Genomic DNA, 23,653 nt, shown 5'->3' with positions numbered 1-23,653 from the left:
CGGCGGAGGCGTCGGAACGCGGCGCCCCCGGGTCGAATCACTCCTTGCGGTGTTCCTCGACGACGTCCCAGTCGAGTTCGATGCCCAGCCCCGGCGCGTCGGGGACGGTGATGCGACCGTTCTGGATCAGCGGCTCGGACCGCCGGACCAGGTCCTCCCACCACGGCACGTCGCGCGCGTGGAACTCCAACGCGAGGAAGTTCGGCACCGACGCGCCCACGTGGACGCCCGCCATCGTCGCCACCGGGCTCCCGATGTTGTGTGGCGTCAGCGGGCAGTAGTACGCGTCCGCCAGATCGCCGATCTTCTTCGACTCGGCGATCCCGCCCGTCTTCGGCACGTCCGGCGCGACGAAGTCCACCGCCCCCTGCTCGAGCAGGTCCCGGAAGCCGTGTCGCCCGTACCGGTTCTCGCCGGTCAACAGCGGCACGTCGACCTTCGAGGCGAGGTTCGCCATCGCCTCGGTGTTCTCCGGCGGCAGCGGATCCTCCACCCACGCCGGGTCGTACCGCTGGATCGCGTCACACACCCGCTTTGCGGACTCGACCGTGAAGTTCCAGTGGAGGTCGAACGCGTACTCGGCCTCGTCGCCGACCTCGTCGGCGACCGCCTCGACGAGCCGCCGCTTGTGTTCGACCTCGGCTTCGGTGAGGTGGCGCGACTTGGTCTGGATCTCCGCGCCCGACGGCACGTCGAGGTCGAACTTGATGAGGTCGAACCCCTCGTCGACCGCGTCACGGGCCTCCTCGGCGTACGCTTCGGGGCGGTACGTCTCGGCCGACTGGCCCTCCAGGGCCGCATCCACCATCGACTCGCCCGCGTGGCAGTCGGCGTAGATCCGGACCTCCTCGCGCATCTTGCCGCCCAGCAGTTGGTACACCGGCTGGTCGAGGTACTTGCCCGCGGCGTCCCACAGCGCGAGTTCGACGCCGCTGATGGCGATCGTCCCGATGCCCTGCTGGGAGCCCCGGCCGGAGAGGCTCTCCCGCATGAGGTGGTAGAGCCGCTCGACGTCGAGCGGGTTCTCGCCCACCAGCACGGGGCGGAGGTAGTCCGTGATGACCTCGTGGACGCCGGGTGAGGGGTACGACTCGCCGATGCCGGTGACGCCCGCGTCGGTCTCGATCGTCACGATCGTCCACGGGAAGTTGCCGTCGACGACGACCGTCGAGAGGTCGGTGATCTCGGGCGCGTCGGTCTCGCGCCCGGGCGTCCGGTCGTAATCGCCCCACATGGTCGTGGCCAGCTTGGTCGCGAAGTCCTCGTACATGATGTCGGGTACAGGAACACCGCCGTCAACCGGTCGCATAAAACCATCGCCCCGGCGGGTCCCGACCTCCGCCCGCCCGGCGACGACGGCCACCCAGTGGCGGCTCCTCCGCGGCAACGACCACCCGGCGACGACCGCTCGTCTACGGCGACCTCGACCGGTAACTGCAGGCACCACCAGGCCTATATGTGTTTTCGACCCTCGTGGGGTATGGACCGAGAGTCGCTCCCGCCGCGCGTAGGCTTCCGGACGAACACGCTCTCCGACGAACGGCTCCGCTACGTCCGCCAGCTCGGCGTCAGCGACGTCTTCGTCAACCCGGTCGAGCCGGGCGGCGGCACCGGCGGGGACGTGTTCGACGACGAGAGCGACCGGACCGACACCGACCGCCGCCTCCCGCTCGGCCCCGACGAGGTTCCCTCGGTCGCGTACCTCCGCTCGCTCAGGGAGGCGTGTGAGGCCCACGACGTCCGCCTCGCCGGGATCCACACGCTGGGGTACAACAGCTACGGCGACGTCAAGTTCGGGCGGGAGGGACGCGACGACCAGGTGGCGGCGATCGCGGAGCTGATCGAGAACATGGGCGAGGCCGGCCTCCCCGTCCTCGGCTACCAGTGGAACCCGCGGGGCGTCGTCCCGATGCGCACCGGGACCACGCGGCTGCGCGGGGACGCCCGCGGCACCGACTTCGACCTCGACGCCGTCGAGGGCGCGTCGGACCCCGCCCTCGACCGGGAGTGTTCGGAGGCCGAACTGTGGGACAACTACGAGGCGTTCCTCGAGGAGATCCTCCCGGTCGCCGAACGGGCCGGCGTGACGCTCGCCCTGCACCCCATCGACCCGCCGACCATCGAGTCGCTCGGCGGCATCCCGCGGCTGTTCCGGAACGTCGAGAGCTTCCGGCGCGCGATGGAGACGGTCCCGAGCGACAACCACGGGCTGAAGCTGTGTCTCGGCTGCTTCTCGGAGATGGGCGTCGACGTGGCCGACGTGGTCCGCGAGTTCGGCGAGACCGACGACGTCGTCTTCGTCCACTTCCGCGACGTGGAGGGGACCGCGGAGTCGTTCAACGAGACGTTCGTCGACTGCGGGAACTACGACGAGTACGAGGTGATGTCGGCGCTCGTCGACGCGGGGTTCGACGGGATCGTCATCCCCGATCACGTCCCGGAGATGCACGACGACACCGACTGGGGCCACCGCGCCCGCGGGTTCACGGCCGGCTACCTCCGCGGGTTGTTGAGCGCCATTCGCGCGCCGTAATCCGAACCGGCACCGCCCACGGTTCGCGGATCAGCCGTCGAGGCGAACGATACCGTTTTCCCGGTCGGTTCGGGAGTGGGAGTCATGGATCGGAGCGCCACCTCGTATCTCGTCCTTCACTACACGCTGTTGATCGGGCTGATCCTGTTGGTCGTCGAGACGATCGAGCGGACGGGAACCTCGGTGCCGCTGTGGATGGGCGTCATCGTCGCACTCGTCGTGGGCTTCGGCTACCCGCGGGTCGTGGCCGCGGCCGGGGTCGCGCCCGAGCGCTGGGAGTCGTAGGGTCGAGCCCGGACCCGTCGACCGGCGACGCCGACAGCCGGGGCGCGACCGGCCGCGCTACTTGATCGCGACGGGGTTGGCCGGGGCGCCGGAGCCGCCGACGACGTGCAGCGGCGCCGCGACGAACAGGAAGTCGTACGAGCCGTCGTCCGCGCAGGCGTCCGCGAGCTCGTCGAGCCTGTTCATCTCGCTGATGGCGACGCCCAGGTCGCGCAGGAACGCCGCGTGAAGCGGGTTCCGCGTGCCCGTCTCCTCCGACAACGTCTGCTCGGCGGTCACCGTGTCGGTGCCGAAGAACGGGATCTCCATGTCGTGGAACCACTCGGCCAGCGCCTCGGTGTACGTGATGCCGGGCTCGTCGAGCACCCGGTCGCCGTCGTCGACGACGCCGTACTCCCCGTAGAACGCCTCCCGGCCCTCCCGGTAGAACAGCTCCATCGCGCCCGTACGCACGATGAGCACGTCCCGCTTCTCGAGGTCGACGCCCTGGGCGTCCGCACACTCCCGCAGCTCCTCGAGAGTGATCCGCTCGCCGTGGGCCAGATGCGACACGTCCCGGTGGCGAGCCACGTCGAGCAGGACGCCCCGCCCGACGACGCCGTGGTCGGCGATGTGCTCGACGCCACAGCGGTCCAGGCCGCCCTTCGTCGAGTTGGCGTCGAAGCCGTTGTAGAGCGACTCGTCGTACCAGGCGTGCCCGAGGGCGTCCACGTGCGTCGTGCCGTGGTTGAACATGTGGAGCACGTCGTCGGAGTTCTCCCAGTTGCCGAACGCCTCCCGCGACACCTTCCCGGACTCCACGTGTCCCTTGTCGCGGAGCATGTAGTGGCCCGTCTCGTCCCGGCTCGGCCAGACGGGGTCGCCCCCGTCACCGCCGACCGGGAGCCCGAGCGTGAACGTCGTGCCGTGCTCGACGGCCGCGACGCCGCGGAGCACCGCCGACTCGGTCAGGTAGTTGACCGCACCCAGTTCGTCGTCCTCGCCCCACGTCCCCCAGTTGTCCGGCGCGTCCGCCAGGATGCTCGAGATGTCCTCGTATCCCATGGCCGCTAGACCGAGGGGGCGTAGTAAACGATTCCGGCGGACAGTTCGCCGCCCGCTCAGCGGTACTCCCGGTCGAACTGCGGGTCCCGTTCCTCCCGAAACGCCGCGACCGCCTCCTCGTGTTCCGGGTCGCGCACGCACGCCCACTGGTGCTCGATGGCGAGCTCGCAGTGCTCGTCGAACGGCCCGTCGTGGTTGGCGAGCTCCTTCGTCCGACGGACCGCGACCCTCGGCCGGTCCAGGAGCCGCCCGGCGAACTCGCGCGCGGCCGCGAGCGGCGTCGCGGACCGCTCGACGGCCAGTCCGAGGTCGACGGCGTCCTCGGCCGTGATGTCGTCGCCGGTGAGGAGGTACTCCTTCGCCTTCGACTCCCCGATGAGCCGCGGGAGCAGCCACGCCCCGCCGTCCCCGGGGACCAGTCCCACCCGGACGAACCCCTCACGGAGGAACGCGTCGGGGGCGATCACCCGGGCGTCACAGGCCAGCGCGAAGTCGCAGCCGGCCCCGATGGCCGGGCCCCCGACCGCGGCGACGCTCGGGACGGCGTTCGTCCGGAGCTGGCGGACCACCGACTGCACGTCCCGGAGGAACCGCGCGTACTCGTCCCGGCCCATGTCGCCCCAGTCGGGCATCTCGGTCACGTCCGCGCCGGCACAGAACCCGTCGCCCGCGCCGGTCAGGATCAGGGCGTCGACGCCGTCGTCGGCCTCGCTCTCGGCCAGTGCCGCGTTCAGTTCCCGGATCGTCCGATGGGTGAACGCGTCGTACGCGTCGGGCCGGTCGATGGTCACGGTCGCGATGCCGTCCTCGGTCTCGTATCGGATGTCCTCGTACATGTTGGCTGGCGTCGGTCGGTTCGGGACCGAACTCGACGGACGTTCGGAACCCGTCCCGCAGCCACTTCAGGATACGTGCGACGGCGAGTCGGGACGCGGCGGGCGCGCCCAGCGGCGGGGCCGCGACGGGCCCGCCCACGGACCGGGACGTGCCGGTCTCCAGTCGCCCCCGGCGCGACGCGAGGGTACCTTTATGACCGACTGCGGTCGTGTGAACGTATGGCAGCCCAGCACGACGAGCGTCGAATCGTCACCGAGGAGACGATCAGGAACGTCTGTGGCGACAGAGCGGTCCCGGACATGGGAGTCATCGAGCAGGTGTGGGACACCGCGCCCATCCCCGAGGGGCGGATCGAGTCGGCCGCGAGCGAGGCGGTGGACGACCTCGCGTTCGGCGACGTGCCCGAGGGCGGCACGGTCGCGATCGGCGTGGGGAGCCGGGGGCTCGCGAACCTCCCGGCGATCGTCCGCGGGACCGTCGCGGGCGTGCGCGAGGCCGGCTACGAGCCGTTCCTCTTCCCGGCCATGGGGAGCCACGGCGGGGCCACCCCGGCGGGACAGCGGGAGGTGCTCGAGGCGCTCGGCGTCACCGAGGCGGCCGTGGACTGCGAGATCCGGGCGACGATGGACGTCGTCGAGATCGGCCGCACGCCGGACCGCGACGTGCCGGTGTTCGTCGATGCGAACGCCCACGAGGCCGACGCGATCGTGCCGATCAACCGGATCAAACCCCACACCATGTTCGAGGGCGACGTCGAGAGCGGCCTCTCGAAGATGCTGGTCATCGGGATGGGGAAGCAGCGCGGCGCGAAGACGGCCCACGAGTGGGCGCTCGACTGGAGCTTCCGGAACATGATCCCCGAGATCACCGAGCGCCTCCTCGCGGAGCTGCCCGTCGCGGGCGGGATCGCGATCGTCGAGAACCAGCGGGACGACACCACCCTCCTCGAGGGCGTCCCCCCGTCCGGGTTCCTGGATCGCGAGGCCCAGCTGCTCGAGGCCGCCTACGACATGATGCCCCAGCTCCCGTTCGACGACCTCGACGTCGTCGTCTTCGACCGGCAGGGCAAGGAGGTGAGCGGCTCCGGGATGGACACGAACGTGACCGGGCGCATCCTCCCGTTCAACGAACCCTCGCCCGAGACGCCGTTCGTCCGCCGGATCTACACCCGGTCGCTCACGGACGCCTCCCACGGCAACGCGACCGGCGTGGGGCAGGCGGACTTCATCCACCGCGACCTGCTGTCGGCGCTCGACGTGGAGAAGACGGTCGTCAACACGGTGACCGCCGGGAGCGTCGAGAACGCCCGCATTCCCGCGACCGTCGAGACGGACCGGGCCGGCATCGTCGCCTGCATCTCGACGGTCGGCGTCCGCGAACCGGGGGAGCTCAGGATGCTCCGCGCGACCGACACGATGCACCTCGAGCGGCTCTACGCCTCGGAAGCGCTCGTCGAGGAGGCGCGCGAGCGCGACGACCTCCGCGTCGTCGCCGAACCGGAGCCCGTCGAGTTCGAGGACGGCGACCTGGCTGCGCCCTCGCCCGTCCCCCCCGAGTAGCCGCTCGGCCGCCGCGTCCCCGCCATTCGGGCCGTGCCGTCGTCCGAACCCGGTTCACGACGGCACTCGTCGATCCGGGGTCCGACCCCCTAGGCGATCCGGTTCCTGAGCGGGTCGTCGGTCCGCCGGCGGTCGTAGTTGTGGAGGAAGAGGTCGACGAACCGGTCGACGAAGTCCCGCGAGCGGCCGCCGACGTGGGGGGTGACGATCACGTTCTCCATCCCCCAGAGCGGGGACGAAGTCGGAAGCGGCTCCGGGTCGAACACGTCCAGGCCCGCGCCCGCTATCTCGCCCGACTCGAGCGCGTCGATCAGCGCCTCCTGGTCGACGACGGGGCCGCGCGCCACGTTGACCAGCAGCGCCCGGTCGGGCAGCGCCGCGAACGTCTCGCGGTCGACGAGGTGGCGGGTCGCCTCGGTGAGCGGGACGGTGAGCGCCAGCAGGTCGGTCCGGTCGACGACCGCGTCGAGTTCATCCGGGGCGAGCACGCGCTCGGACGGGAGACGGCCGTCGTACTCGTCGGGGGTTCCCTTCGTGCCGTACACCTCCATGCCGAATCCCAGCGCCCGCCTGGCGACGTTCTCCCCGATGTCCCCCATCCCGACGACGGTCATCGTCCGACCCTCGAGGTCGAACAGCCGGCTCCCCTCGGAGCGATCCCACTCCCCGCGGCCCTGGCTGCGGGCGAAGGAGGCGACGCCCCGGGAGAGTCCGAGCGCGAGCGCGAAAACGTGGTCGGCGACGGGCGCCCCGTAGTTCCCGGTGGCGTTGGTGAAGGTGACGCCCCCCGCCTCGAACTCCTCGACGGGGAACGCCGAGTAGCCGGTGCTCGTCGCCTGGACCCAGTCACCCTCCCGGAGGGGCTCGAGGAGCTCGTCCGTCCAGCTCGACGGGTTGATGACGAGCGCGTCGGCGTCGGCCAGGAGCTCCCTCGCCTCGTCGGTCGTCCCGGCGGATTGCACGGTCAGGTCCTCGCGCCGGTCGGCGAGCGCGTCCGCGATTGGCAGATCGTGGCGTACGATGACGGTCGGCATGAACGGAGACGATGCGTGCGCCCATTAAAGAGGTGCCGCTCGGGGTCGACGCGGTCGGTCAACCGGCGGTCACAGCGTCGCCCGGCCGAGCCCGCCGTCGACCGTCACGGTCGTCCCGTTGATGAACGCCGAGCTCGGCGCGCTGAGGAACGCGACGGTCCTGCCGAGCCCCGTCGGGTCGCCGAGCTGGCCGACCGGGATGCTCTCGGCGCGGTCGGCGATCCCCTCCTCGTAGGAGTCGTACTCGCCCCGCCCGACTGCGTCCTCGACGAGGTTCTCGACGCGCGAGGTCTCGTGGGGGCCCGGGAGGACGGCGTTCGCACGCACCTCGGGGGCGAACTCCCGCGAGAGCGTCTTCTCGAGGCCGACGACCCCCATCCTGACCGAGTTCGATAGGACGATGGGATCGATCGCCTCCTTGACGCTGCGGGAGGTGATGTTGACGATGGTCCCGCCGCCGTCCGCCCGAAGCGGCTCCGCGCTCTCGCGGATGAGTCGGACGACGCTCATGAGGAGCAGCTCGTGGGCGTCGTTCCAGTCCTCGTCGGTCGTGTCCATGAACGAGCCGCTCGGAGGGCCGCCGGCGGACGTGACGAGGTGGTCGATGCCGCCGAACTCGTCGAGCGCGCGGTCGACCAGCGCGGAGACGTCGTCCTCGTCCGTGATGTCCCCCCGCTGGCCGACCACGGTCCCGGAGCCGGCCGCGTCGACGTCCGAAACCGCCCGGTCGAGCCGTTCCTCGTCCCGCCCGTTGATGACGACGTTCGCCCCCTCCTCCGCCAGCGCCATCGCCGATGCCTTGCCGAGCCCGCTGCTCGATGCCGTTACCACTGCCGCGTTACCCTGGATCTCTAGATCCATGGGCGGAGTGTTCCTCCCGGCGGCATATATATTGTAGCGTGATAACAGGTCACAGTGCCGCGGCACGGACTGACCGCCGTTCCGACGGGTGACCTCGCCGCCGCGGGTCCGTCGAACGGCCCGGGCCAAACAACTATATCACGTCCGCCGGCAGAGTTCGGGCATGGAACTACACGGGGAGACGGCGCTCGTCACGGGCGGCGGGCGTGGCATCGGCGAGGCGATCTGTAGGGAACTGGCGGACCGGGGACTCGCCGTCGTCGTCGCGGACATCGACGACGAGGACACGGCCGAGACGAAACGCGATATCGAACGGCGGGGAGGCGAGGCGACGTGTGTCCGCATGGACGTGACGGATCGGGAGGACGTCGCGGACGGGGTGGCCGAGGCGACCGCTCGGGTCGGATCGATCGACGTGCTCGTCAACAACGCGGGCATCGCCGGCCCCACCGACCCCGTCGAGGACGTCACCCCCGAGGAGTGGGACTCGACGATGGCGGTGAACCTCCGCGGCCCGTTCCTGCTCTGTCGGGAGCTGATGGGCCCGATGAAGGAGCAGGGGTACGGGCGGATCGTCAACGTCTCCTCGGCGTCGGGCAAACGGCCCGTCCCGTACCGCGCGCCGTACACGGCCTCGAAGAGCGGCCTGTTCGGACTCACGCGGACGCTGGCCGTCGAAGGGGGGCCACACGACGTCAACGCGAACGCGATCTGTCCGGGCTCGGTCGCCGGCCCGCGGATCGACCGGGTGATCGAGCGGCAGGCGGCCGCCACCGACCGGTCGTTCGAGGAGGTCGAGGCGGAGAAGGCGGCCCGCAGCCCGCGCGAGGAGTTCGTCGAGCCGGAGGACGTCGCCGGGACGGTGGCGTTCCTCTGTTCGACCGCCGCGGACCGTATCACCGGCCAGAGCGTGAACGTGACCGCCGGGAAGGTCACGTACTGACACGGCCCCGTCGGGCGGCTACTCCTCCAGCGGGGGCGCCTTCCGTTCCCGCTGGCGGTAGACCTCGAGCAGCGAGAGTAGCTGACGGTCCCGCTCGTCGGTCGCCGCCTCCACGTCGACGTCGCTCCAGTCGTAGACGCCCGCCCCCGTCTTGGCGCCGTAGCGCCCCTCCTCGACCAGCCGCGTCAGCGACTCGGCGGGGGTCGTCCCGCGATCGATCTCGTCGAGGAGCCCCGAGAGCACCTTGGCGTGAACGTCGAGCCCGGAGTGGTCGCCCTTCTCGAACACGCCGAGCGCGGGCAGGCGGAACCCGAACGTCCCCTTGACCGCCGTGTCGATGTCCTCCGCGCTCGCGACGCCCTCCCGCAGGAGCGACCACGCCTCGTGGGCCATCGCGGACTGGATCCGGTTCCCGATGAACCCCGGCACCTCCTTCTCGAGGACGACGGGCGATTTGCCGATCGCCTCCAGCGCCTCCCGCACGACGCGGACGGGCCCGTCGGCCGTCCCCTCGCCCTTCACGACCTCGACGACGGGCACGATGTGGGGCGGGTGGAACCAGTGCGTCCCGAGCAGCCGACGCGGGTCGTCGACCGCGTCGCCGAGCTCGGTGATCGACAGCGATGAGGTGTTCGACGCCAGCACGGCGTCGGCCGGGGCGGCCCGTTCGACCCGCCGGAACGTCTCCGTCTTGATCGCGAGGTCCTCCGGCACCGCCTCGACGACGAGGTCGGCGTCGGCGACCGCGTCGGGGAGCGACGGCTCGTACTCGATCGCGTCCAGCACGGACTCGGCCGCGTCGGCTTCGGCGGCGTCGTGCCCGACGAGCGTCGAGACCGCGTTCTTGACTGCGGACCGTGCCCCGTCGAGCGCCGCCTCGTCGGCGTCGAACAGTCGCACCGTTCGGCCGCCGGCCGCGAACGCGACGGCGATCCCGTGCCCCATCGTGCCGGCGCCGACGACCGCGACCCGTCGGACCGGGTCGGCGTCGGCCCCGCCGTTCGTCTCGACCATGCGGGTCCGTTCGGAACCCCCGTGCATAACCGTTTCTCGGAGGGCGTCCGGGCGCCGGAAAACCGAGCGCCGTCGATTCGGTTTCCCACACAACATTTATCTCGGTGAATAATCCATATGGACTCCATGGCCGAACACGAATCGGGAACTAGTTTTGGGCCTGCGGTAGCGATCGACAAGCTACTGACGGTGCTCTCGATCGTACTCTGGGGGGTCGCGATCTACTACGCGTACACGCAACAGTGGGAACGAATTCTGTACACGCTCGGGCTGTTCGGGCTCGCGTTCTCGATGTACGTGCTCAACGAGATGGTCGACTCCATCGAGGAGCGTAAGGTGGTCGACACCTACCTGCTCACCGTCACGCTGGGCATCGTCGTCGTGACGACGACGTACCTGATCCTCAACTTCGATGAGCTCCTGTTCATGCGGCGCGGCACGTCGTACCACCACGAGTACGTCCTCGCGCTCATGTTCACGCTGGCCATGTTCTACCTGATCTACCGGGCGTTCGGGATGGCGTTCCTGGCCGTCATCGCCGGCGGCGGGCTGTACGCCTGGCTCGGGCCGCACCTCCCCGGCATCATCGGACACGGCGGGCTGACGATGGATCGGATCCTGAACGTGTTCGTCATGGACTTCAGCGGCTTCTTCGGCTCCATCAGCGGCATCGTGGCCGCCTGGGTCGCGCTGTTCCTGCTGTACGCCGGGCTGTTGAACGGGTACGGCGCGTTCGATTACGTGATGCGGATCGCGTTCAGGGTGTCCGAGTTCGTCGAGTCGGGCATCGCACAGTCCGCGGTCGTCGCGAGCCTGGCCATCGGGTCGATCAACGGCGCCCAGGTGGCGAACGCCGCGATGACCGGGTCGGTCACCATCCCGCTGATGAAGGACGCGGGCATGAAGAAGGAAACGGCCGCGGGCGTCGAGGCCGTCGCGTCCTCCGGCGGGCAGATCATGCCGCCGGTCATGGGCGCGGCCGCGTTCATCATGGCGTCGATCCTGGGGATCACGTACATCGACGTCGTGCTCGCCGGGATCGTGCCCGCGCTCGTCTTCTACCTCTCCGTCGCCATCGCGGTCCACTACGCCGCGATCAACCAGGACATCCAGACCGGCCTCACCATCGGGGACGACGCGGACGTGGGGGAACGCAAGTCGGGTCCGGCGTTCCTGTCCGAGACCGTCAAACTCGCGATCCCCTTCGTGGTCCTGCTCTACACGCTCGGCGTCGCACAGTGGACGGTGATGTCGGCGGCGCTGTACACGTCCGTCACGATGTTCCTGACGGGGATCACGTTCCCCATGTTCGAGCGGCTCCTCGGGTGGAACGAGACGTCCGTCCTCGACGTGTTCGAACAGACGCTGAGCGGGCTCAAGTACGGTGCGCTCATCTTCGCGCCGATCGCCGTCATCGTCGCGGCGATCAACGCGATCGTGGACGTCCTCGTCACGACCGGCGTGCCCGGGAAGCTCGCGCTCGCGCTGATGGAACTCTCCGGGGGGGTGCTCATCATCGCGCTCCTGCTCGCGATGCTCATCTGTATGATTCTCGGGCTCGGCATGCCGACGGTCGCGGCCTACACCATCGTCGCGCTGCTCGTCGCGCCGTCGCTCATCGAGGGGTTCGAGCTGGCCCGGCTTCCCGTCCACTACTTCGTCTTCTACGCGGCGATCCTGTCCGGGATCACGCCGCCGATCGCCATCGCCGTCGTCGTGACGACCGGGATCGCGGGGTCGAACTTCTGGAAGTCCGCGATCGAGGCGATCAAGATCGCCGCCCCCCTGTTCGTGCTTCCGTTCGCGTTCATCTACAACCCGGAAATAATCGTCGAGGGGCTGACCGCGTACAAACTCCTCTCCTCGGCCCTGCTGCTGCTCGGCGCCTTCTCGCTCGTCCACGGGCTCAACTACTACGGCAAGGCGTTCACGAGCCGACCGGCCAACCTCGCGTTGAGTTTCGTGTTCGCCGTGCTCGGCATCGTCATCATGGCATCGCCTAACGAGTTCATTCGGATGGGGACGTTCGTCGTGGTCGTGGTCCTGATGGGGTGGCAGTTCCTGACGGTCAACGACACGGACGTCACGAGCGTCCACACGTCGATCCTCCGTCGGTTCTGAGCCGTCTCTGGCCGACTTTCCCGCCCGTCGTTTCGCGCCCCGGAACGCCCGCCCCGGAGGAAACGAACGTTTAAGCCGTGTGAGCTTCTACCACGGCCCATGACGTCCGACAGCGCCGATGCCGACGCCCCGGATCGAACCGACGCCGAAGGGCCGGAGGACCTGGCAGGTAGGCTCGATAGCTTCAGCGATTCGCTCAGGACCGCGGCGAGTGGAATCAGGCCGGACAACCTCGACGTGGTGAGACGGGGCGTCAAGGTCACGTTCGCGGCCGTACTCACGGTGATCTTCGCCTACTGGAGCGTCGCGTTCCTCTTCGACGTCATGCTGTTCGAGTTCTAGCGGGCACGCCGCCCTCCGTCGGCGTCTTCCCCGCCCGCAGCGGGGACTCCCGCCCTTGAACCGCCGGCATCCGCGGCCTTCCGGCTACTAATCACGGTTGCCCGTGACAATCCCCCCCACATTTATTAGCGCCTAAACTATGGTGACATACGCAATGCCAGAGGAATCTCGAACGAGACGGCGGATGCTAAAAGGAACGGCTGGATTAGGTGTGCTCGGAATGGCCGGGTGTATGGGAGGGGGCGACGGGAACGGTGACGGGAACGGCGGCGGCAACGGCGACGGGAACGGCGGCGGCAACGGCGACGGGAACGGCGGCGGGAACGGCGGCGGCAACGGCGACGACGTCGTCGAGATGCGCGTCGGCTCCTCCACCGAGGGCTCCACCGTCTTCCAGACGTCCCAGGCCTTCCAGCGCGTCCTCCGCGAACACTCGGACAGCGTCCGATGGAACACCCAGACCACCGGCGGCGACCCCCCGAGCATCCGGATCTACGACGAGGGCGACCTCGAAGCGTACGGGCTCACCAACTACATCGTCCGAAAGGGGATGAACGGGGAGGACCCGTTCCAGGAGGAGATGGAGGTGCCGTACCAGTGCTTCAGCTACTTCGTCCGCGACGACTTCTTCGTCGCCGTCGACGGCTCCGGCATCGAGACCACCGACGACATGCTGGGCAAGAACGTCTACCTGCTCCAGCCAGGCTGGGGGACCAGGGCGATGTTCATGGAGGTCATGGACGAGGACCCCGAGCTCAAGGAGCAGCTGACCGAGAACGTCGTCAACATCGACACGAGCGACGTCGCCGGGGCGGTCGAGGAGGGCCGGATCGACGCCATCCTGGGCTACGGCGCCAACGAGGTCAACCTCCCCTCCTGGTTCGCCGAGGTCGACGCCCGCGCGGACCTGCACACCGTCGAGGTGTCCGACAGCTTCAAGAACGTCTTCGAGTCGTCGCCGCTCGTGCCCTACTACGAGAAGGACTCGTACGGCTTCAATCAGGACGTCGGCGGGCAGATCCAGGGGTACCAGATCCTCTTCCAGTACTACGTCTCGCCGGACGTCCCGAACGAGGCCGTCTACGAGATGCTGCAGGTGGCCCACGACGAGTACGAGAGCGTCCAGGAGGGCCAGCCCGCGTTCTTCCCGTACGGGGAGAACCCCGAGTACTTCGTCAACGCGCTCGAGGGCGAGGGGCTGCCGCCGGTCCACCCCGGCGCCGCGGACTTCTACGAGGAAGTCGGCGTCTGGCGGGACGACCTGGAACGGGGCGAGTAACGCGACGTCGACGCGGACCGTTTTTCACCGCGGGCGTGAGTCGACCGGGAGGGACCCGAGCGCCCCGTGCGGACCACGAACCGCCGTTCCGCATCCGTAGCCGGCGGAACTGGATCGTGACCTGCGCCCGTCGACGGACGACGGGCGTCCGCGCGGTGCTCGGAGACCATCGGGCCGGAAACCGTCGGACGGTCAGGTCGTGGGGATCGAACCGGCGCGTCACACGACGTTCGCCGAGCCGGCGCTGTCGATCACGCTGTGGTCGGTCAGCCGTTCCTCCACGTACTCCCAGTCGATCTCGACGCCGAGCCCCGGTCCCTCGGGGACGGTGACCGTCCCCGCGTCCGAGAGCGCCTCGGGCGACCCCACGAACCCGAGCTGGTTCATCCAGTCGACCCCGCTGGGGTGGACGAGCGAGTGCTCGAAGTAGTTCGAGTTTCGGATCGCGCTCATGCAGTGCATGGTCGCGGGGCCGCCGATGTGGAGCTCCACGTCGAGCCCGAACGCCTCGGCGACGCGGGCGATCTTCAGCGCGCCCGTGATGCCGCCGTCCTGGTGGACGTCGGCCCGGACGAGTTCCGCGGCCTCCCCCGCGATGTGGTCGGCGCGTCCGAACGGGCCCGTGCGTACGTGTTCGAGCCCGAGCAGCGGCGTGTCCAGTTCCCTCGTCAGATTCCGCGCGGCGTTGATGCTCTGACCGGTGTCGGCCATCGGGTCCTCGTACCAGTAGAAGCCGAGTTCGTCCAGGACGCGGCCGACCCGCTTGGCGTCCAGGTACGTGCGGTAGTTGCTCGCGGGGTCGAGCATCAGGTCCATCTCGTCGCCGACCGCGTCCGCGACCGCGCGGCAGATCTCGACGTCCACGTCGGGGTCCCCGTCGGGGTGGCCGTGGATCTTGAACGCGGGGTACCCGGCGTCGAGACACTCCTCCGCGAACTCGGCGAACGCCGCCGGGGAGCTCAGCCCGTCGGGGGCGTCGTCCATGAAGAACGTCGACGCGTACGCCGGCAGTTCCTCGCGGTAGCCGCCGAGCAGCTTCGAGACGGAGTCGCCGTAGTGACGCCCGGCGAGGTCCCAGAGCGCGATGTCGATGGGTCCGAGCCCCATGTGGTCGGTGTGCCGGAACCCGCGCCAGATCTCCTCCCAGATCCCCTCCCGCTCCAGCGGGTCCCGGCCGAGGAGGAACTCCGCGGCCGCCATCTCGATCTGGACGAGCATCGACTTCGCGAACGTGATGCTCCGATACCGCCCCTCCAGGCCGTCGTCGGTTCGGATCGTGAGCACGAACGCGGGGGTCTCGAGCGTGCTGTCCGGGTCGTACACCTGGTGCCCGTGGGCGGTCCCCACCGACTCCAGTTCGTAGGTGAACTCGTGGATCTCTATCTCGCTGATTTGCATCTTGGTTTCCTCGGTCGCGACGGTCGATCGTCTCCGGTGATTCCCCCGACCCCGGTGCGTCGGGGGCCGAGTCGAGCGGGCCGTTCCGTCGGGGTCGGACGCGGTCGACGGGCGCCCGCAGCGGCCGGAGGGCCGCCGGGGCGACTCGCCGACCGGAATCGACCGTGAGTCGTTCGGACGCGCACATAACCTTTGGGAGGGAGTCACATCCGGCCGACGGTCGCGGCCGGCGACGGCGGGCGACTCCCGCCGCGACGCTCGCGCCGGCCGGGTCCGGCCCGGAGGTGTGTCCACGCAAAGACCTTTATCACAGTGGACGAACTCACCCCCGAAGCGATGTACGTTACACCAGCCGGCAGCGTCGACCGCCCGGGTGCGACCGCGCGAGCGGAGTCGCGCGCGACCCGGCCACGCTCGCGGCCCGACGGCGCGGGGGAGCGATGAGCGAGCGGTTGAAGGCGGCGTTCGAGTCCGGCCGCCACCTCGCCGCGACGTGGGTCTCGGCGGGCAGCCCTGTGATCGCGGAGGTGAGCGCCTCCTCCGCGTTCGACTTCGTGCTCATCGACACCGAGCACACCACGACGACGCTCGAGACGGTCGAGCACATGCACCGGGCGATCGTGGCGGCGGGCGGGGACGCGGGGACCGTCATCCGCGTCCCGTGGAACGACCCGGTGTACCTCAAGCGCGTCCTCGACGTCGGCGTCTCCGGCGTGATGGTCCCGATGATCGACACCGCCGCGGAGGCGGAGTCGCTCGTCGACTCGCTCCGGTACCCCCCGGAGGGCACCCGCGGCATCGCGTCGGGACGCGCGTCGGGGTACGGCTCCGACTTCCGATCGTACGTCGAGCGCGCGAGCGAGACGTTCGTGACCATCGCCCAGATCGAGACGCTCGAGGGCCTGGAGAACGCCGAGGCGATCGCGGCCGTCGACGGCGTCGACGCGCTGTTCGCGGGCCCGGCCGACCTCTCGGGCGCGCTCGGCTGCTTCGGCGAGTGGGACGCCGAGCCGTTCCTGGAGGCGATGGACCGCGTGATCGCCGCCGGGGAGGCCGCGGACGTCCCCGTCGGGACGCTGACCGTCCGGCCCGAGGACGCCCCCGAGCGGGTCGAGCGGGGGTTCGGCTTCCAGATCGTCGGCAAGGACACGACCGCCCTCCGGGAGGCGAACGAGCGGGCGCTGGAGCTGTACGACGAAGCTGCGGACCGCTAGGGGACGTTCGGCCCGTCGACGCCGTCGGCTGCTCGGAACCGCTGCCGTCGACCGCGGCGGGAGGGCCGACCGCGCGACGGCTCAGTCCATCCCGAGGATCGACCGCGCCTCCGAGGGCGACGCGACCGGCCGTTCGAGTTCGCCGGCGATCCGCACCGCCCGCTCGACCAGTTGCGCGTTGCTCTCGGCCCGTTCGCCCCGCCGGTAGTAGCTGTTGTCCTCCAGGCCGACCCGGACGTGGCCGCCCAGAAGCAGCCCCGTCGTCGTCATCGACAGCTGGTGGGGACCGAACCCGAGGACGTTGAACTCGGCGCCGTCCGGCAGGTTGTCGACGAGCGTGACGAGGTTTCGCGGGTGCGGGATCGTCGTCGTCCCGCCGCCGAAGACGAGGTTCACGTACGGCGGCTCCTCGAGCTCGTCCCAGATCCGCATCGACTCGTTCAGGTGGCCGCCGTTGAACACCTCCAGTTCTGGCTTGATCCCCCGCTCGAGCATCTCCTCGTGGAGGTCGTCGACGAGCCCCCTCGTGTTCTCGCTCGTGAGCTTCGCGTACCGGTTGAGCGGACCCATGTCCAGCGACGCCATCTCGGGGGCCGGGTCGGTCCGGAGCGGCTCCGCGCGGATCTCGTCGGACGCCGCGGTCCCTCCCGTCGAGTGCTGGACGATGACGTCGTCGGTCGCCCCCCGAACGGCGTCGGTGACCTCCTGGAACCGCTCGGTCGAGAAGGCGCGCTCGCCGTTCTCCCTGCGTGCGTGCAGGTGGAGGATGCTCGCCCCGGCGGCCTCACACTCGCGGGCCGCCTCCGCGATCTCCGCCGGCGACTCGGGGAGGTTCGGGACGGTCTCCTTCCCCTGCACCCCGCCCGTGAGCGCCGCCGTGACGATGACCGGCTTCCCGTCGAGGTAGTCGTCGTACGTCATGGCTCGCTCGCCCCGGCTCCTTCGTCAGCCCCGGCCGACTCGGCGGCCTCGTAGTACTCGCAGTCCCGTTCGGGCTCGAGGTCGTACCGACGGTTGCAGACGTCCGCGCGCATCGGCTGGACGAACCGCTGGGCTGCGGTGCAGTAGGCCCGCTCGACGTCGAACTCCTTCCCGTCCCCCTCCGCCCGGTATTCGAGGTACCGACACTGGTTGCCCATGCCGGAACGTTGCGCGTTCCGTATATGTACATTCGGGTCACACGGGCGGTCGCGCCGGACGTCCGGACCGAACGCGGCCCCGTCGATCGCGTCCGGACCGATCTCGTCCCGTCGGACTGGCCGGGTGGGCAACACCGTGCCCGAATGAACAGGGTGAAGTGCCGAGCAGTCACCGACGGTGTATGGTGTCGAGTCTGGGGGTCGGCCTCGCCGCAGTGGCCGCCTGCTGTCTCGCCGGGCAGGCGCTCACGATCCGGCTCGCCACGCGCCACGGCAAGCCCGCGGACGTCCTCCTCGTCGTGATCGCCGTGAACGTCGTCGTGCTCGTCCCGCTCACGGCGCTCGTCGTTCCGGACCCCGTCGTGACGTGGCGATCCCTGGGCGCGTTCGTGCTCGCGGGGCTCACGGGAACGCTCGTCGGTCGGAGCCTGTTCTACGCCGGCATCAAGCGCATCGGCGCCAGCCGCGCGGAGCCGATCAAGGCGTCCATGCCGCTCCACGCGACGATCCTCGCGTTCCTGTTCCTCGACGAGGTCGTCACGGGCGGGCAGTTCGTCGGCGTCGTGCTCGTCGTCGCCGGCATCGCCTTCGTCTCCCGGCAGGGGCGGGACGCGAACACGGACGTCGACGGGGCGTCCGGGCTCGGGGCGTCGCTCCCGCTCGCGGCCGCCTTCTTCTTCGCGCTCGAGCCGATCTTCGCGACGGTGGGGCTCCGGGAGGGGACGAGCGCCTTCGTCGGCCTCACCGTCAAGACGCTCGCCGCGTTCGTCGTCATCGTCGCCTACCTCGCGTGGCGGGACTCCATCCCGCGACCGGGGGACGTTCCCAGGCGCGAACTCGGCTGGTACGTGCTCGCCGGGACGATGAGCACCGGGTTCCTGCTCGCGTACTACGCGGGGCTGGCCGTCTCCCGCGTCGGCATCGTCGTCCCCATCATGCAGACGAGCCCGCTGCTCGTCATCCTCGCGTCCGCGGTGCTGTTGAAGGGCGTCGAGCGGGTCACCCCGCGGCTCGTCGTCGGCGCGCTGACCGTCGTCGCCGGCGCGGTCGTCGTCACGCTGACCGGGTGACCCGGTCGGGCGAGCCGGGACCGGACGGGGAACCCGCTCACGGGGACGCCATCGCCGACTCCACGTCGTCGTACGGGGGCGTCTCCGGCCACTCGTCCGCGACCCACTCGTAACTCACCGTCAGCCCGTCGTCGAGGAGGAACGCGGCCGGCCGGGGCTCCGCGACGCCGGCCATCCCGTCGAGGTCGTGCACGACGTCGTACGCCTCCGCGACGCCGTTGGCGGGGTCCGAGTACAGCGGGTAGGGCATGTCGCGCCGCTCGAGGAAGCGCTGGTGGTCGAACGGCTGGGAGACGCCGAGCCCCACCACCGCGACGTCGTCGTCGCCCCAGCCCCGCCGTTCGATCTCCTTCCACCAGTACATCGACTTGCCGCCCCAGTTCAGCGGGGAGAACACGAGCAGGACGGAGCCGGCCTCGGAAGCGAGCGCCGACAGCGGGACGTCCTCCCAGCCCTCACGCGTGACGAGCGGGCGGGTGAACTCCGGCGCCCGCTCACCCGCGACGGGGTGGTCCGACGGCGGGAACGTGACCGGCCGGAACTCGGGGGTAGCCCCCGCGTCCCCGCCCCCGTACGTCCGCTCCAGGTACTCGCCGATCCGGGCGCTCTCGGCCATGGTCACGCCCCGTTCGTGGTCGACCAACAGCGGCACCGAGCGCGTCCCCGCGACCCGCGCGACGCCGTCCCGGCGGCTGTGCTCGCCCGCGACGAACCGGGACGCGTACTCGACGCCGTGTCGATCCAGCAGTTCGACGATGTGCTCACAGTACGGACAGCCGTGGAGCCGGTACAGCGTCACGGTCGTACCCTCCCCGTCGTCGGACGCGGTCGTGGACATGGTCGGCCGTTCGGGCGGCCACCGTAAAAACGTCGCCGCCGCGGCGGGCCGGGCGATCCCCGCCGAGCGGGCGGCACGGCCATCCACACCTCCGAATCCACGCACAGTTTGAAGTAGGAGGACGGACGACGGGGACCATGTACCACGCAGTGGTCGCGGTAGACGCGGACATGGCCGAACCGACGCGTCTCGGGGAGGCGGTCGCATCGCTCCCCCGGGCGGCCGACGCCGTCGAGGTGACGGTGGTCAACGTCTTCGAGGAGTTCGACGTGACCGACGCGGAGGGCGGCGACGTCGACTCGGAGGACCTCTACGACGAGACCGACGTCCCCGAATCCGCCGAAGCGGTGCGAGGGTACCTCGCCGACCGTGGCGTCGCGGCGTCCGTCGTTCGCCGGCACGGGGAACCGTCGGACGAGGTGCTCGCGGAGGCGAGGGCGAACGACGCCGCTGTGATCGTCATCGGCGGGAAGAAACGGAGCCCCGTCGGGAAGGCGCTGTTCGGGAGCACCGCCCAGTCCATCCTGCTGGAGGCCGACCGACCGGTCACGTTCGTCCACACCGACTGACGGACCCGCCCGTCGACCGGCGAGCGGGACCACCACGGCGACGCTCGCCGGGGTCGGTTTTAAGCCCCGGGCGTGTGAACGGCCCGCATGGAACTCGAGGACTGCCCGATCTGTGACACGGAACTGATCGCGTTCGCCGACCTGCCCGCCGAGCGGCGCGTGCCGCTGGAGGAGGACCCGTCGCGGCAGCGACAGTCCGTGGCCCACCGCCGGGAGAAACACTCGATCTGCCCGAGCTGTACGCTGGAGATCCACGGCTGCAGCCAGCCGTACGCGATCCCCGACGAGCACGTCCCTGCACAGTAACGGGCCGGCCCCGCCCGCCGCGACCCCGGGACCGCCCCCGTGGGTCCGGCAATGGACCGTCACGATTCCCCGCCGTCCCCCTTCCGGGCTCGGTCCGGCACAGGGTTGCCGGAATCTCCACACTGATTCGTCAGTCGCGTGGAGTCGTGGTCAACCGGGTCCCCCGCGACGCGGAACCGACTGACATGCGTTGGCACTACCGACACACCGTCCTCGCCCTCTGTACGTTCGCGTTCTTCGCGACGATGGTCGCACGGCTGGCGATCAGCCCGGTCGTCCCGTCCATCACGGCCGACTTCGACATCTCCAACACCGTGATCGGGTTCGCGCTGACCGGGATGTGGATGTCGTACGCGTTCGCGCAGTTCCCCAGCGGCGTCCTCGGCGATCGGTACGGTGAGCGGCTCGTCGTCCTCCTCGCGATCGGGGGGACGGCGGTCATGAGCTTCCTCATCGCGGTCGCCCCCGCGTTCCCCGTCTTCCTCGTCTGCGTGGTCGTCCTCGGCGCCGTCGCCGGCCTCCACTACAGCACCGCGACGAACCTCCTCACCCGCACGCACGACGACATCGGGACGGCGATCGGCGTCCACACCATCGGGGCCCCCGCGGGCGGGCTGATCGCCCCCGTCGCGGCCGCCTGGATCGGCGTCCGCTACGGGTGGCGGCCCGCGGTCGCCATCGGCTCGGCGATCGCCGCCCCCGTGTTCGTCCTGTTCGCGCTCCGCGTCCGGTCGGCCGAGCCGCGGCGGCCCGACCAGCCGATCAGGGAGCGGCTCCACGTAGGGCCGATGCTCGAACTCCTCGGCCGGCCGTCCATCGTGTTCACCGCCGTCATCGCCTCGGTCGGCGCGTTCGTCTGGCAGGGGACCGCCTCCTTCCTCCCGACGTTCCTCATCGAGCATCGGGGCCTCTCCTCGACGGCCGCCGGCGTCGTCTTCTCCTCGTACTTCGTCGTCCAGGCGATCGTGAAGCCGGGGCTGGGGGTGCTCTCGGACCGCTACGACCGGGACCTCGCCATCGCGGTCAGCGTGATCACCAGCGCGCTCGGGATGGTCCTGTTCATCGTCGGCGCGGGGGTCGTCTCCATCGTCGCCGCCGTCCTCCTGGTCGGGACGGGCCTCGGCATGGCGGTGACGGTCGAACCGCGGTTCATGGACGAACTCTCCGAGCCCGAACAGGGGATCGGCTTCGGGCTCGTCCGGACGGTGTATCTCCTCGTCAGCTCGCTTGGCTCGGTCGCGGTCGGGTTCCTGGCGGACACGTACGGGTGGGCGACGTCGTTCTGGGTCCTCGTCGCGCTGCTCGCGCTCATCGTCTGTTCGCTGGTCGTGAACCAGGCGCTGGGGCTCGGCTACTGAGCCCGGTCCGCGGCGGGTTCGTGTGGACGCGTCGACCGCCCCTTCCGCCGTGGCCGACCGCCCCTTCCGCCGTGGCCGACCGTCCCTTCCGCCGCGGCTGCACGCAACGTTTATCATCGCTGGTGACGCGTGATATCATCTAGCACATGGTCACCATAGGAGGCGGCTGTGGGAGCGCGCTCGACTGGCTCGAACCGTCCCGCCGGCTGATGGACGAGGGGCTCGACTACGTCATCCTCGAGACCATCGGCACCGTCGCGACCTGCCGCGCGGCGAAACGGGCCCACCAGGGCGAGGTCGGCTACCATCCCTACCTCGAGGACAGGCTCGAACTGATACTGGGGCCCGCGACGGAACACGGGACGACGATCGTCACGAACGGCGGGGTCGTCGACCCGACCGGCGCCGCCAGGCTGGCGCGACGGGTCGCGCGGGACCGGGGACTCTCCGTCCAGGTCATCGCCATCACCGGGGACGGCTGTCTGGACCTCGTCGAGGCGCGCGCCGACGAGTTCGACGTCGACGTCTCGGAGCTCATCTCGGCGAACGCGTACATCGGGGCCGAGGAGGTGGTCGGGGCCCTGGAACGTCGCGACGACGCCTACGACGCCCACGTCGTGATCGGCGGGCGGATCGCGGACCCGTCGCTGGTCGTCGGGCCGCTCGTCCACGAGTACGGCTGGGCGCTCGACGACTGGGACCGGCTCGGGAGGGCGACCGTCGTCGGGCACCTCCTCGAGTGCTCCGCGCAGGTCACCGGCGGCTACTTCAGCGATCCGCCGCGAAAGCCGGTGCCCGACCTCCACCGGATCGGCTACCCGTACGCCGAGGTGGCCGAGGACGGGTCGGCCGTCCTGGCGAAGCCCGACGACAGCGGCGGGCGCCTCGACCGGCACACGGTGCGCGAGCAGCTGTTCTACGAGGTCCACGACCCCTCGGAGTACGTCACCCCGGACGTCGTCGCGGACTTCTCGACGGTCGAGCTCACGGAGGTCGGGCCGGACCGGGTCGAGATCGGCGGCGGGGGCGGCCGCGAGCGCCCGGCGGACCTGAAGGTCCTGCTCGGGAGCATCGAGGGGTACGAGTTCGAGAAGTTCATCCCCATCGGCGGACCGAACGCGGTCGGTCGCGCCGAGGTGACGAAGGGGATCGTCGACGACCGCCTGGAGCACGTGTTCGACGTCGACCGGTCGAGGCTTGACCTGCGGATGGAGATCCTCGGCGTGGACGGGCTGTACGGCGACGCACACGACGGTCGCCCCGACTACAGCGAGGCGATCGACGAACACGAGGAGGTGATCCTCAGGGTCGCGGGCAACGCGCCCGAGCGGGAGCTCCTCGATCCGGCGCTCCGAACCGTCTCCACCACCCTGCCCGGACCCGCCGGCTCCGGCGTCGCCATCCCGTACGACGCGGGCGGCATCACGGAGAAGGCGGAGATCGTTCCGATCTACGTGCCGCGCGAGCCGATCACGGGGAACGTCGATTACGCCGAACTGACGACCGAGGAGGTGATCGAGCGTGCCGACTGAGACCGAACGGTCCGAGTGGGAGCCGTCGTCGGTCGCCGACGCGGAGACGCTGTACGACGTCGCCCACGCGCGGGCAGGCAACAAGCAGGACATCAGCAACGTCTCGGTGATCCCGTACGACGACGACGCGTACGACGACCTGGTGGCGGTCCTGACCCCCGAGCGGGTGAAGGACCACTTCGCGGGCATCGTCACGGGCGGGGTCGAGCGGTACTGCGTCCCGAGCGTCTCCAGCATGAACTTCGTGCTGCACGGAGCCTTGGACGGGGGCTGGACCCAGTCGAACAGGATCGACAGGAGCGGGAAGGCGCTGAGCACGTACATGCTCCGCCTCCCGCTCGACGAGTAGGCGCCGGGCCTGGACCTGGACCGGTCCT

The 23,653-nt window shown here is 70.0% G+C and carries 24 protein-coding genes; 14 read left to right on the top strand and 10 right to left on the bottom strand.

From position 1 onward, the window contains the following. Positions 1 to 37: 37 nt before the first annotated feature. Complete coding sequence (locus HUG12_RS08375; RefSeq protein WP_179268327.1) at positions 38 to 1,270, bottom strand: mandelate racemase/muconate lactonizing enzyme family protein; 1,233 nt, start codon at positions 1,268 to 1,270, stop codon at positions 38 to 40. Positions 1,271 to 1,480: 210 nt separating this feature from the next. Between HUG12_RS08375 and HUG12_RS08370 the strand changes: the two genes are divergently transcribed. Both HUG12_RS08370 and HUG12_RS08365 read left to right on the top strand, forming a co-directional pair. Continuing rightward, the gene (locus HUG12_RS08370; RefSeq protein WP_179268326.1) at positions 1,481 to 2,533 is read left to right on the top strand and encodes a mannonate dehydratase; all 1,053 of its coding nucleotides are present in this window, start codon (positions 1,481 to 1,483) and stop codon (positions 2,531 to 2,533) included. Between the two features lie 84 nt (positions 2,534 to 2,617). After that, positions 2,618 to 2,818 (top strand): hypothetical protein, encoded by a 201-nt coding sequence (locus HUG12_RS08365; protein WP_179268325.1) that lies wholly within the window; start codon positions 2,618 to 2,620, stop codon positions 2,816 to 2,818. Positions 2,819 to 2,875: 57 nt separating this feature from the next. On the opposite strand, the gene HUG12_RS08360 is transcribed toward HUG12_RS08365, so the two are convergent. Together HUG12_RS08360 and HUG12_RS08355 are read right to left on the bottom strand one after the other, a co-directional pair. Beyond that, the gene (locus HUG12_RS08360; RefSeq protein WP_179268324.1) at positions 2,876 to 3,862 is read right to left on the bottom strand and encodes a cyclase family protein; all 987 of its coding nucleotides are present in this window, start codon (positions 3,860 to 3,862) and stop codon (positions 2,876 to 2,878) included. 56 nt (positions 3,863 to 3,918) lie between these two features. Then, positions 3,919 to 4,698 (bottom strand): enoyl-CoA hydratase/isomerase family protein, encoded by a 780-nt coding sequence (locus tag HUG12_RS08355; RefSeq protein WP_179268323.1) that lies wholly within the window; start codon positions 4,696 to 4,698, stop codon positions 3,919 to 3,921. A gap of 219 nt (positions 4,699 to 4,917) precedes the next feature. Here HUG12_RS08355 and HUG12_RS08350 point away from each other — a divergent pair, with 219 nt between their 5' ends. Then, positions 4,918 to 6,258, top strand: coding sequence for a DUF362 domain-containing protein (locus tag HUG12_RS08350; RefSeq protein ID WP_179268322.1), 1,341 nt, complete (start codon positions 4,918 to 4,920; stop codon positions 6,256 to 6,258). Between the two features lie 89 nt (positions 6,259 to 6,347). On the opposite strand, the gene HUG12_RS08345 is transcribed toward HUG12_RS08350, so the two are convergent. Then, positions 6,348 to 7,292 (bottom strand): D-2-hydroxyacid dehydrogenase, encoded by a 945-nt coding sequence (locus HUG12_RS08345; protein ID WP_179268321.1) that lies wholly within the window; start codon positions 7,290 to 7,292, stop codon positions 6,348 to 6,350. Between the two features lie 69 nt (positions 7,293 to 7,361). Continuing rightward, the gene (locus HUG12_RS08340) at positions 7,362 to 8,153 is read right to left on the bottom strand and encodes an SDR family oxidoreductase (RefSeq protein ID WP_179268320.1); all 792 of its coding nucleotides are present in this window, start codon (positions 8,151 to 8,153) and stop codon (positions 7,362 to 7,364) included. 163 nt (positions 8,154 to 8,316) lie between these two features. On the opposite strand from HUG12_RS08340, the gene HUG12_RS08335 reads away from it, so the two are divergent. After that, on the top strand, positions 8,317 to 9,096 hold the full coding sequence (locus HUG12_RS08335) for an SDR family NAD(P)-dependent oxidoreductase (protein WP_179268319.1): 780 nt from the start codon (positions 8,317 to 8,319) through the stop codon (positions 9,094 to 9,096). Between the two features lie 18 nt (positions 9,097 to 9,114). Here the strand turns inward: HUG12_RS08335 and HUG12_RS08330 are convergent, their stop codons facing one another. Continuing rightward, entirely contained in the window at positions 9,115 to 10,110 is a 996-nt protein-coding gene (locus HUG12_RS08330; protein WP_179268318.1) for a 3-hydroxyacyl-CoA dehydrogenase family protein, read from the bottom strand. Positions 10,111 to 10,236: 126 nt separating this feature from the next. Here HUG12_RS08330 and HUG12_RS08325 point away from each other — a divergent pair, with 126 nt between their 5' ends. The 3 genes from HUG12_RS08325 to HUG12_RS08315 all read left to right on the top strand — a co-directional run bounded on the left by HUG12_RS08325 (position 10,237) and on the right by HUG12_RS08315 (position 13,852). Then, positions 10,237 to 12,231 (top strand): TRAP transporter permease, encoded by a 1,995-nt coding sequence (locus HUG12_RS08325; RefSeq protein WP_179268317.1) that lies wholly within the window; start codon positions 10,237 to 10,239, stop codon positions 12,229 to 12,231. A 99-nt stretch (positions 12,232 to 12,330) separates the two neighbouring features. Next, positions 12,331 to 12,573 carry a hypothetical protein gene (locus HUG12_RS08320; RefSeq protein ID WP_179268316.1) on the top strand — a complete coding sequence of 81 codons (243 nt, stop codon included), beginning with the start codon at positions 12,331 to 12,333 and terminating at the stop codon, positions 12,571 to 12,573. 232 nt (positions 12,574 to 12,805) lie between these two features. After that, positions 12,806 to 13,852 (top strand): TAXI family TRAP transporter solute-binding subunit, encoded by a 1,047-nt coding sequence (locus HUG12_RS08315; RefSeq protein ID WP_179268315.1) that lies wholly within the window; start codon positions 12,806 to 12,808, stop codon positions 13,850 to 13,852. A gap of 219 nt (positions 13,853 to 14,071) precedes the next feature. On the opposite strand, the gene HUG12_RS08310 is transcribed toward HUG12_RS08315, so the two are convergent. Continuing rightward, positions 14,072 to 15,250, bottom strand: coding sequence for an enolase C-terminal domain-like protein (locus tag HUG12_RS08310; RefSeq protein WP_179268314.1), 1,179 nt, complete (start codon positions 15,248 to 15,250; stop codon positions 14,072 to 14,074). A 440-nt stretch (positions 15,251 to 15,690) separates the two neighbouring features. Here HUG12_RS08310 and HUG12_RS08305 point away from each other — a divergent pair, with 440 nt between their 5' ends. Continuing rightward, positions 15,691 to 16,464, top strand: a complete 774-nt coding sequence (locus HUG12_RS08305; protein ID WP_179268313.1) for an HpcH/HpaI aldolase family protein — start codon at positions 15,691 to 15,693, stop codon at positions 16,462 to 16,464. Positions 16,465 to 16,545: 81 nt separating this feature from the next. On the opposite strand, the gene HUG12_RS08300 is transcribed toward HUG12_RS08305, so the two are convergent. Both HUG12_RS08300 and HUG12_RS08295 read right to left on the bottom strand, forming a co-directional pair. Next, positions 16,546 to 17,385, bottom strand: a complete 840-nt coding sequence (locus HUG12_RS08300) for a BKACE family enzyme (RefSeq protein ID WP_179268312.1) — start codon at positions 17,383 to 17,385, stop codon at positions 16,546 to 16,548. Further along, a complete protein-coding gene (locus tag HUG12_RS08295; protein WP_179268311.1) occupies positions 17,382 to 17,603 on the bottom strand; it encodes a hypothetical protein in 222 nt (73 codons plus the stop codon). Before HUG12_RS08295 ends, HUG12_RS08300 begins: the two co-directional genes overlap by 4 nt. A gap of 182 nt (positions 17,604 to 17,785) precedes the next feature. Here HUG12_RS08295 and HUG12_RS08290 point away from each other — a divergent pair, with 182 nt between their 5' ends. Continuing rightward, entirely contained in the window at positions 17,786 to 18,673 is an 888-nt protein-coding gene (locus HUG12_RS08290) for a DMT family transporter (protein WP_179268310.1), read from the top strand. A 37-nt stretch (positions 18,674 to 18,710) separates the two neighbouring features. Here the strand turns inward: HUG12_RS08290 and HUG12_RS08285 are convergent, their stop codons facing one another. Then, positions 18,711 to 19,511 (bottom strand): redoxin domain-containing protein, encoded by an 801-nt coding sequence (locus tag HUG12_RS08285; protein ID WP_179268309.1) that lies wholly within the window; start codon positions 19,509 to 19,511, stop codon positions 18,711 to 18,713. 137 nt (positions 19,512 to 19,648) lie between these two features. Between HUG12_RS08285 and HUG12_RS08280 the strand changes: the two genes are divergently transcribed. The 5 genes from HUG12_RS08280 to HUG12_RS08260 all read left to right on the top strand — a co-directional run bounded on the left by HUG12_RS08280 (position 19,649) and on the right by HUG12_RS08260 (position 23,625). Next, the gene (locus tag HUG12_RS08280) at positions 19,649 to 20,080 is read left to right on the top strand and encodes a universal stress protein (protein WP_179268308.1); all 432 of its coding nucleotides are present in this window, start codon (positions 19,649 to 19,651) and stop codon (positions 20,078 to 20,080) included. An 87-nt stretch (positions 20,081 to 20,167) separates the two neighbouring features. Then, positions 20,168 to 20,386, top strand: coding sequence for a hypothetical protein (locus HUG12_RS08275; RefSeq protein ID WP_179268307.1), 219 nt, complete (start codon positions 20,168 to 20,170; stop codon positions 20,384 to 20,386). 185 nt (positions 20,387 to 20,571) lie between these two features. After that, the gene (locus HUG12_RS08270; protein WP_179268306.1) at positions 20,572 to 21,744 is read left to right on the top strand and encodes an MFS transporter; all 1,173 of its coding nucleotides are present in this window, start codon (positions 20,572 to 20,574) and stop codon (positions 21,742 to 21,744) included. Positions 21,745 to 21,890: 146 nt separating this feature from the next. Continuing rightward, positions 21,891 to 23,276 (top strand): acyclic terpene utilization AtuA family protein, encoded by a 1,386-nt coding sequence (locus tag HUG12_RS08265; RefSeq protein WP_179268305.1) that lies wholly within the window; start codon positions 21,891 to 21,893, stop codon positions 23,274 to 23,276. Beyond that, the gene (locus HUG12_RS08260) at positions 23,266 to 23,625 is read left to right on the top strand and encodes an AtuA-related protein (RefSeq protein WP_218836423.1); all 360 of its coding nucleotides are present in this window, start codon (positions 23,266 to 23,268) and stop codon (positions 23,623 to 23,625) included. Before HUG12_RS08265 ends, HUG12_RS08260 begins: the two co-directional genes overlap by 11 nt. The last annotated feature ends 28 nt before the right edge of the window (positions 23,626 to 23,653 follow it).

This window comes from Halorarum salinum, assembly GCF_013402875.1.
Lineage (GTDB): Archaea > Halobacteriota > Halobacteria > Halobacteriales > Haloferacaceae > Halorarum > Halorarum salinum.
The sequence above is the reverse complement of the archived record's forward strand: the minus strand, read 5'-3'. Positions and strand labels throughout refer to the sequence as shown.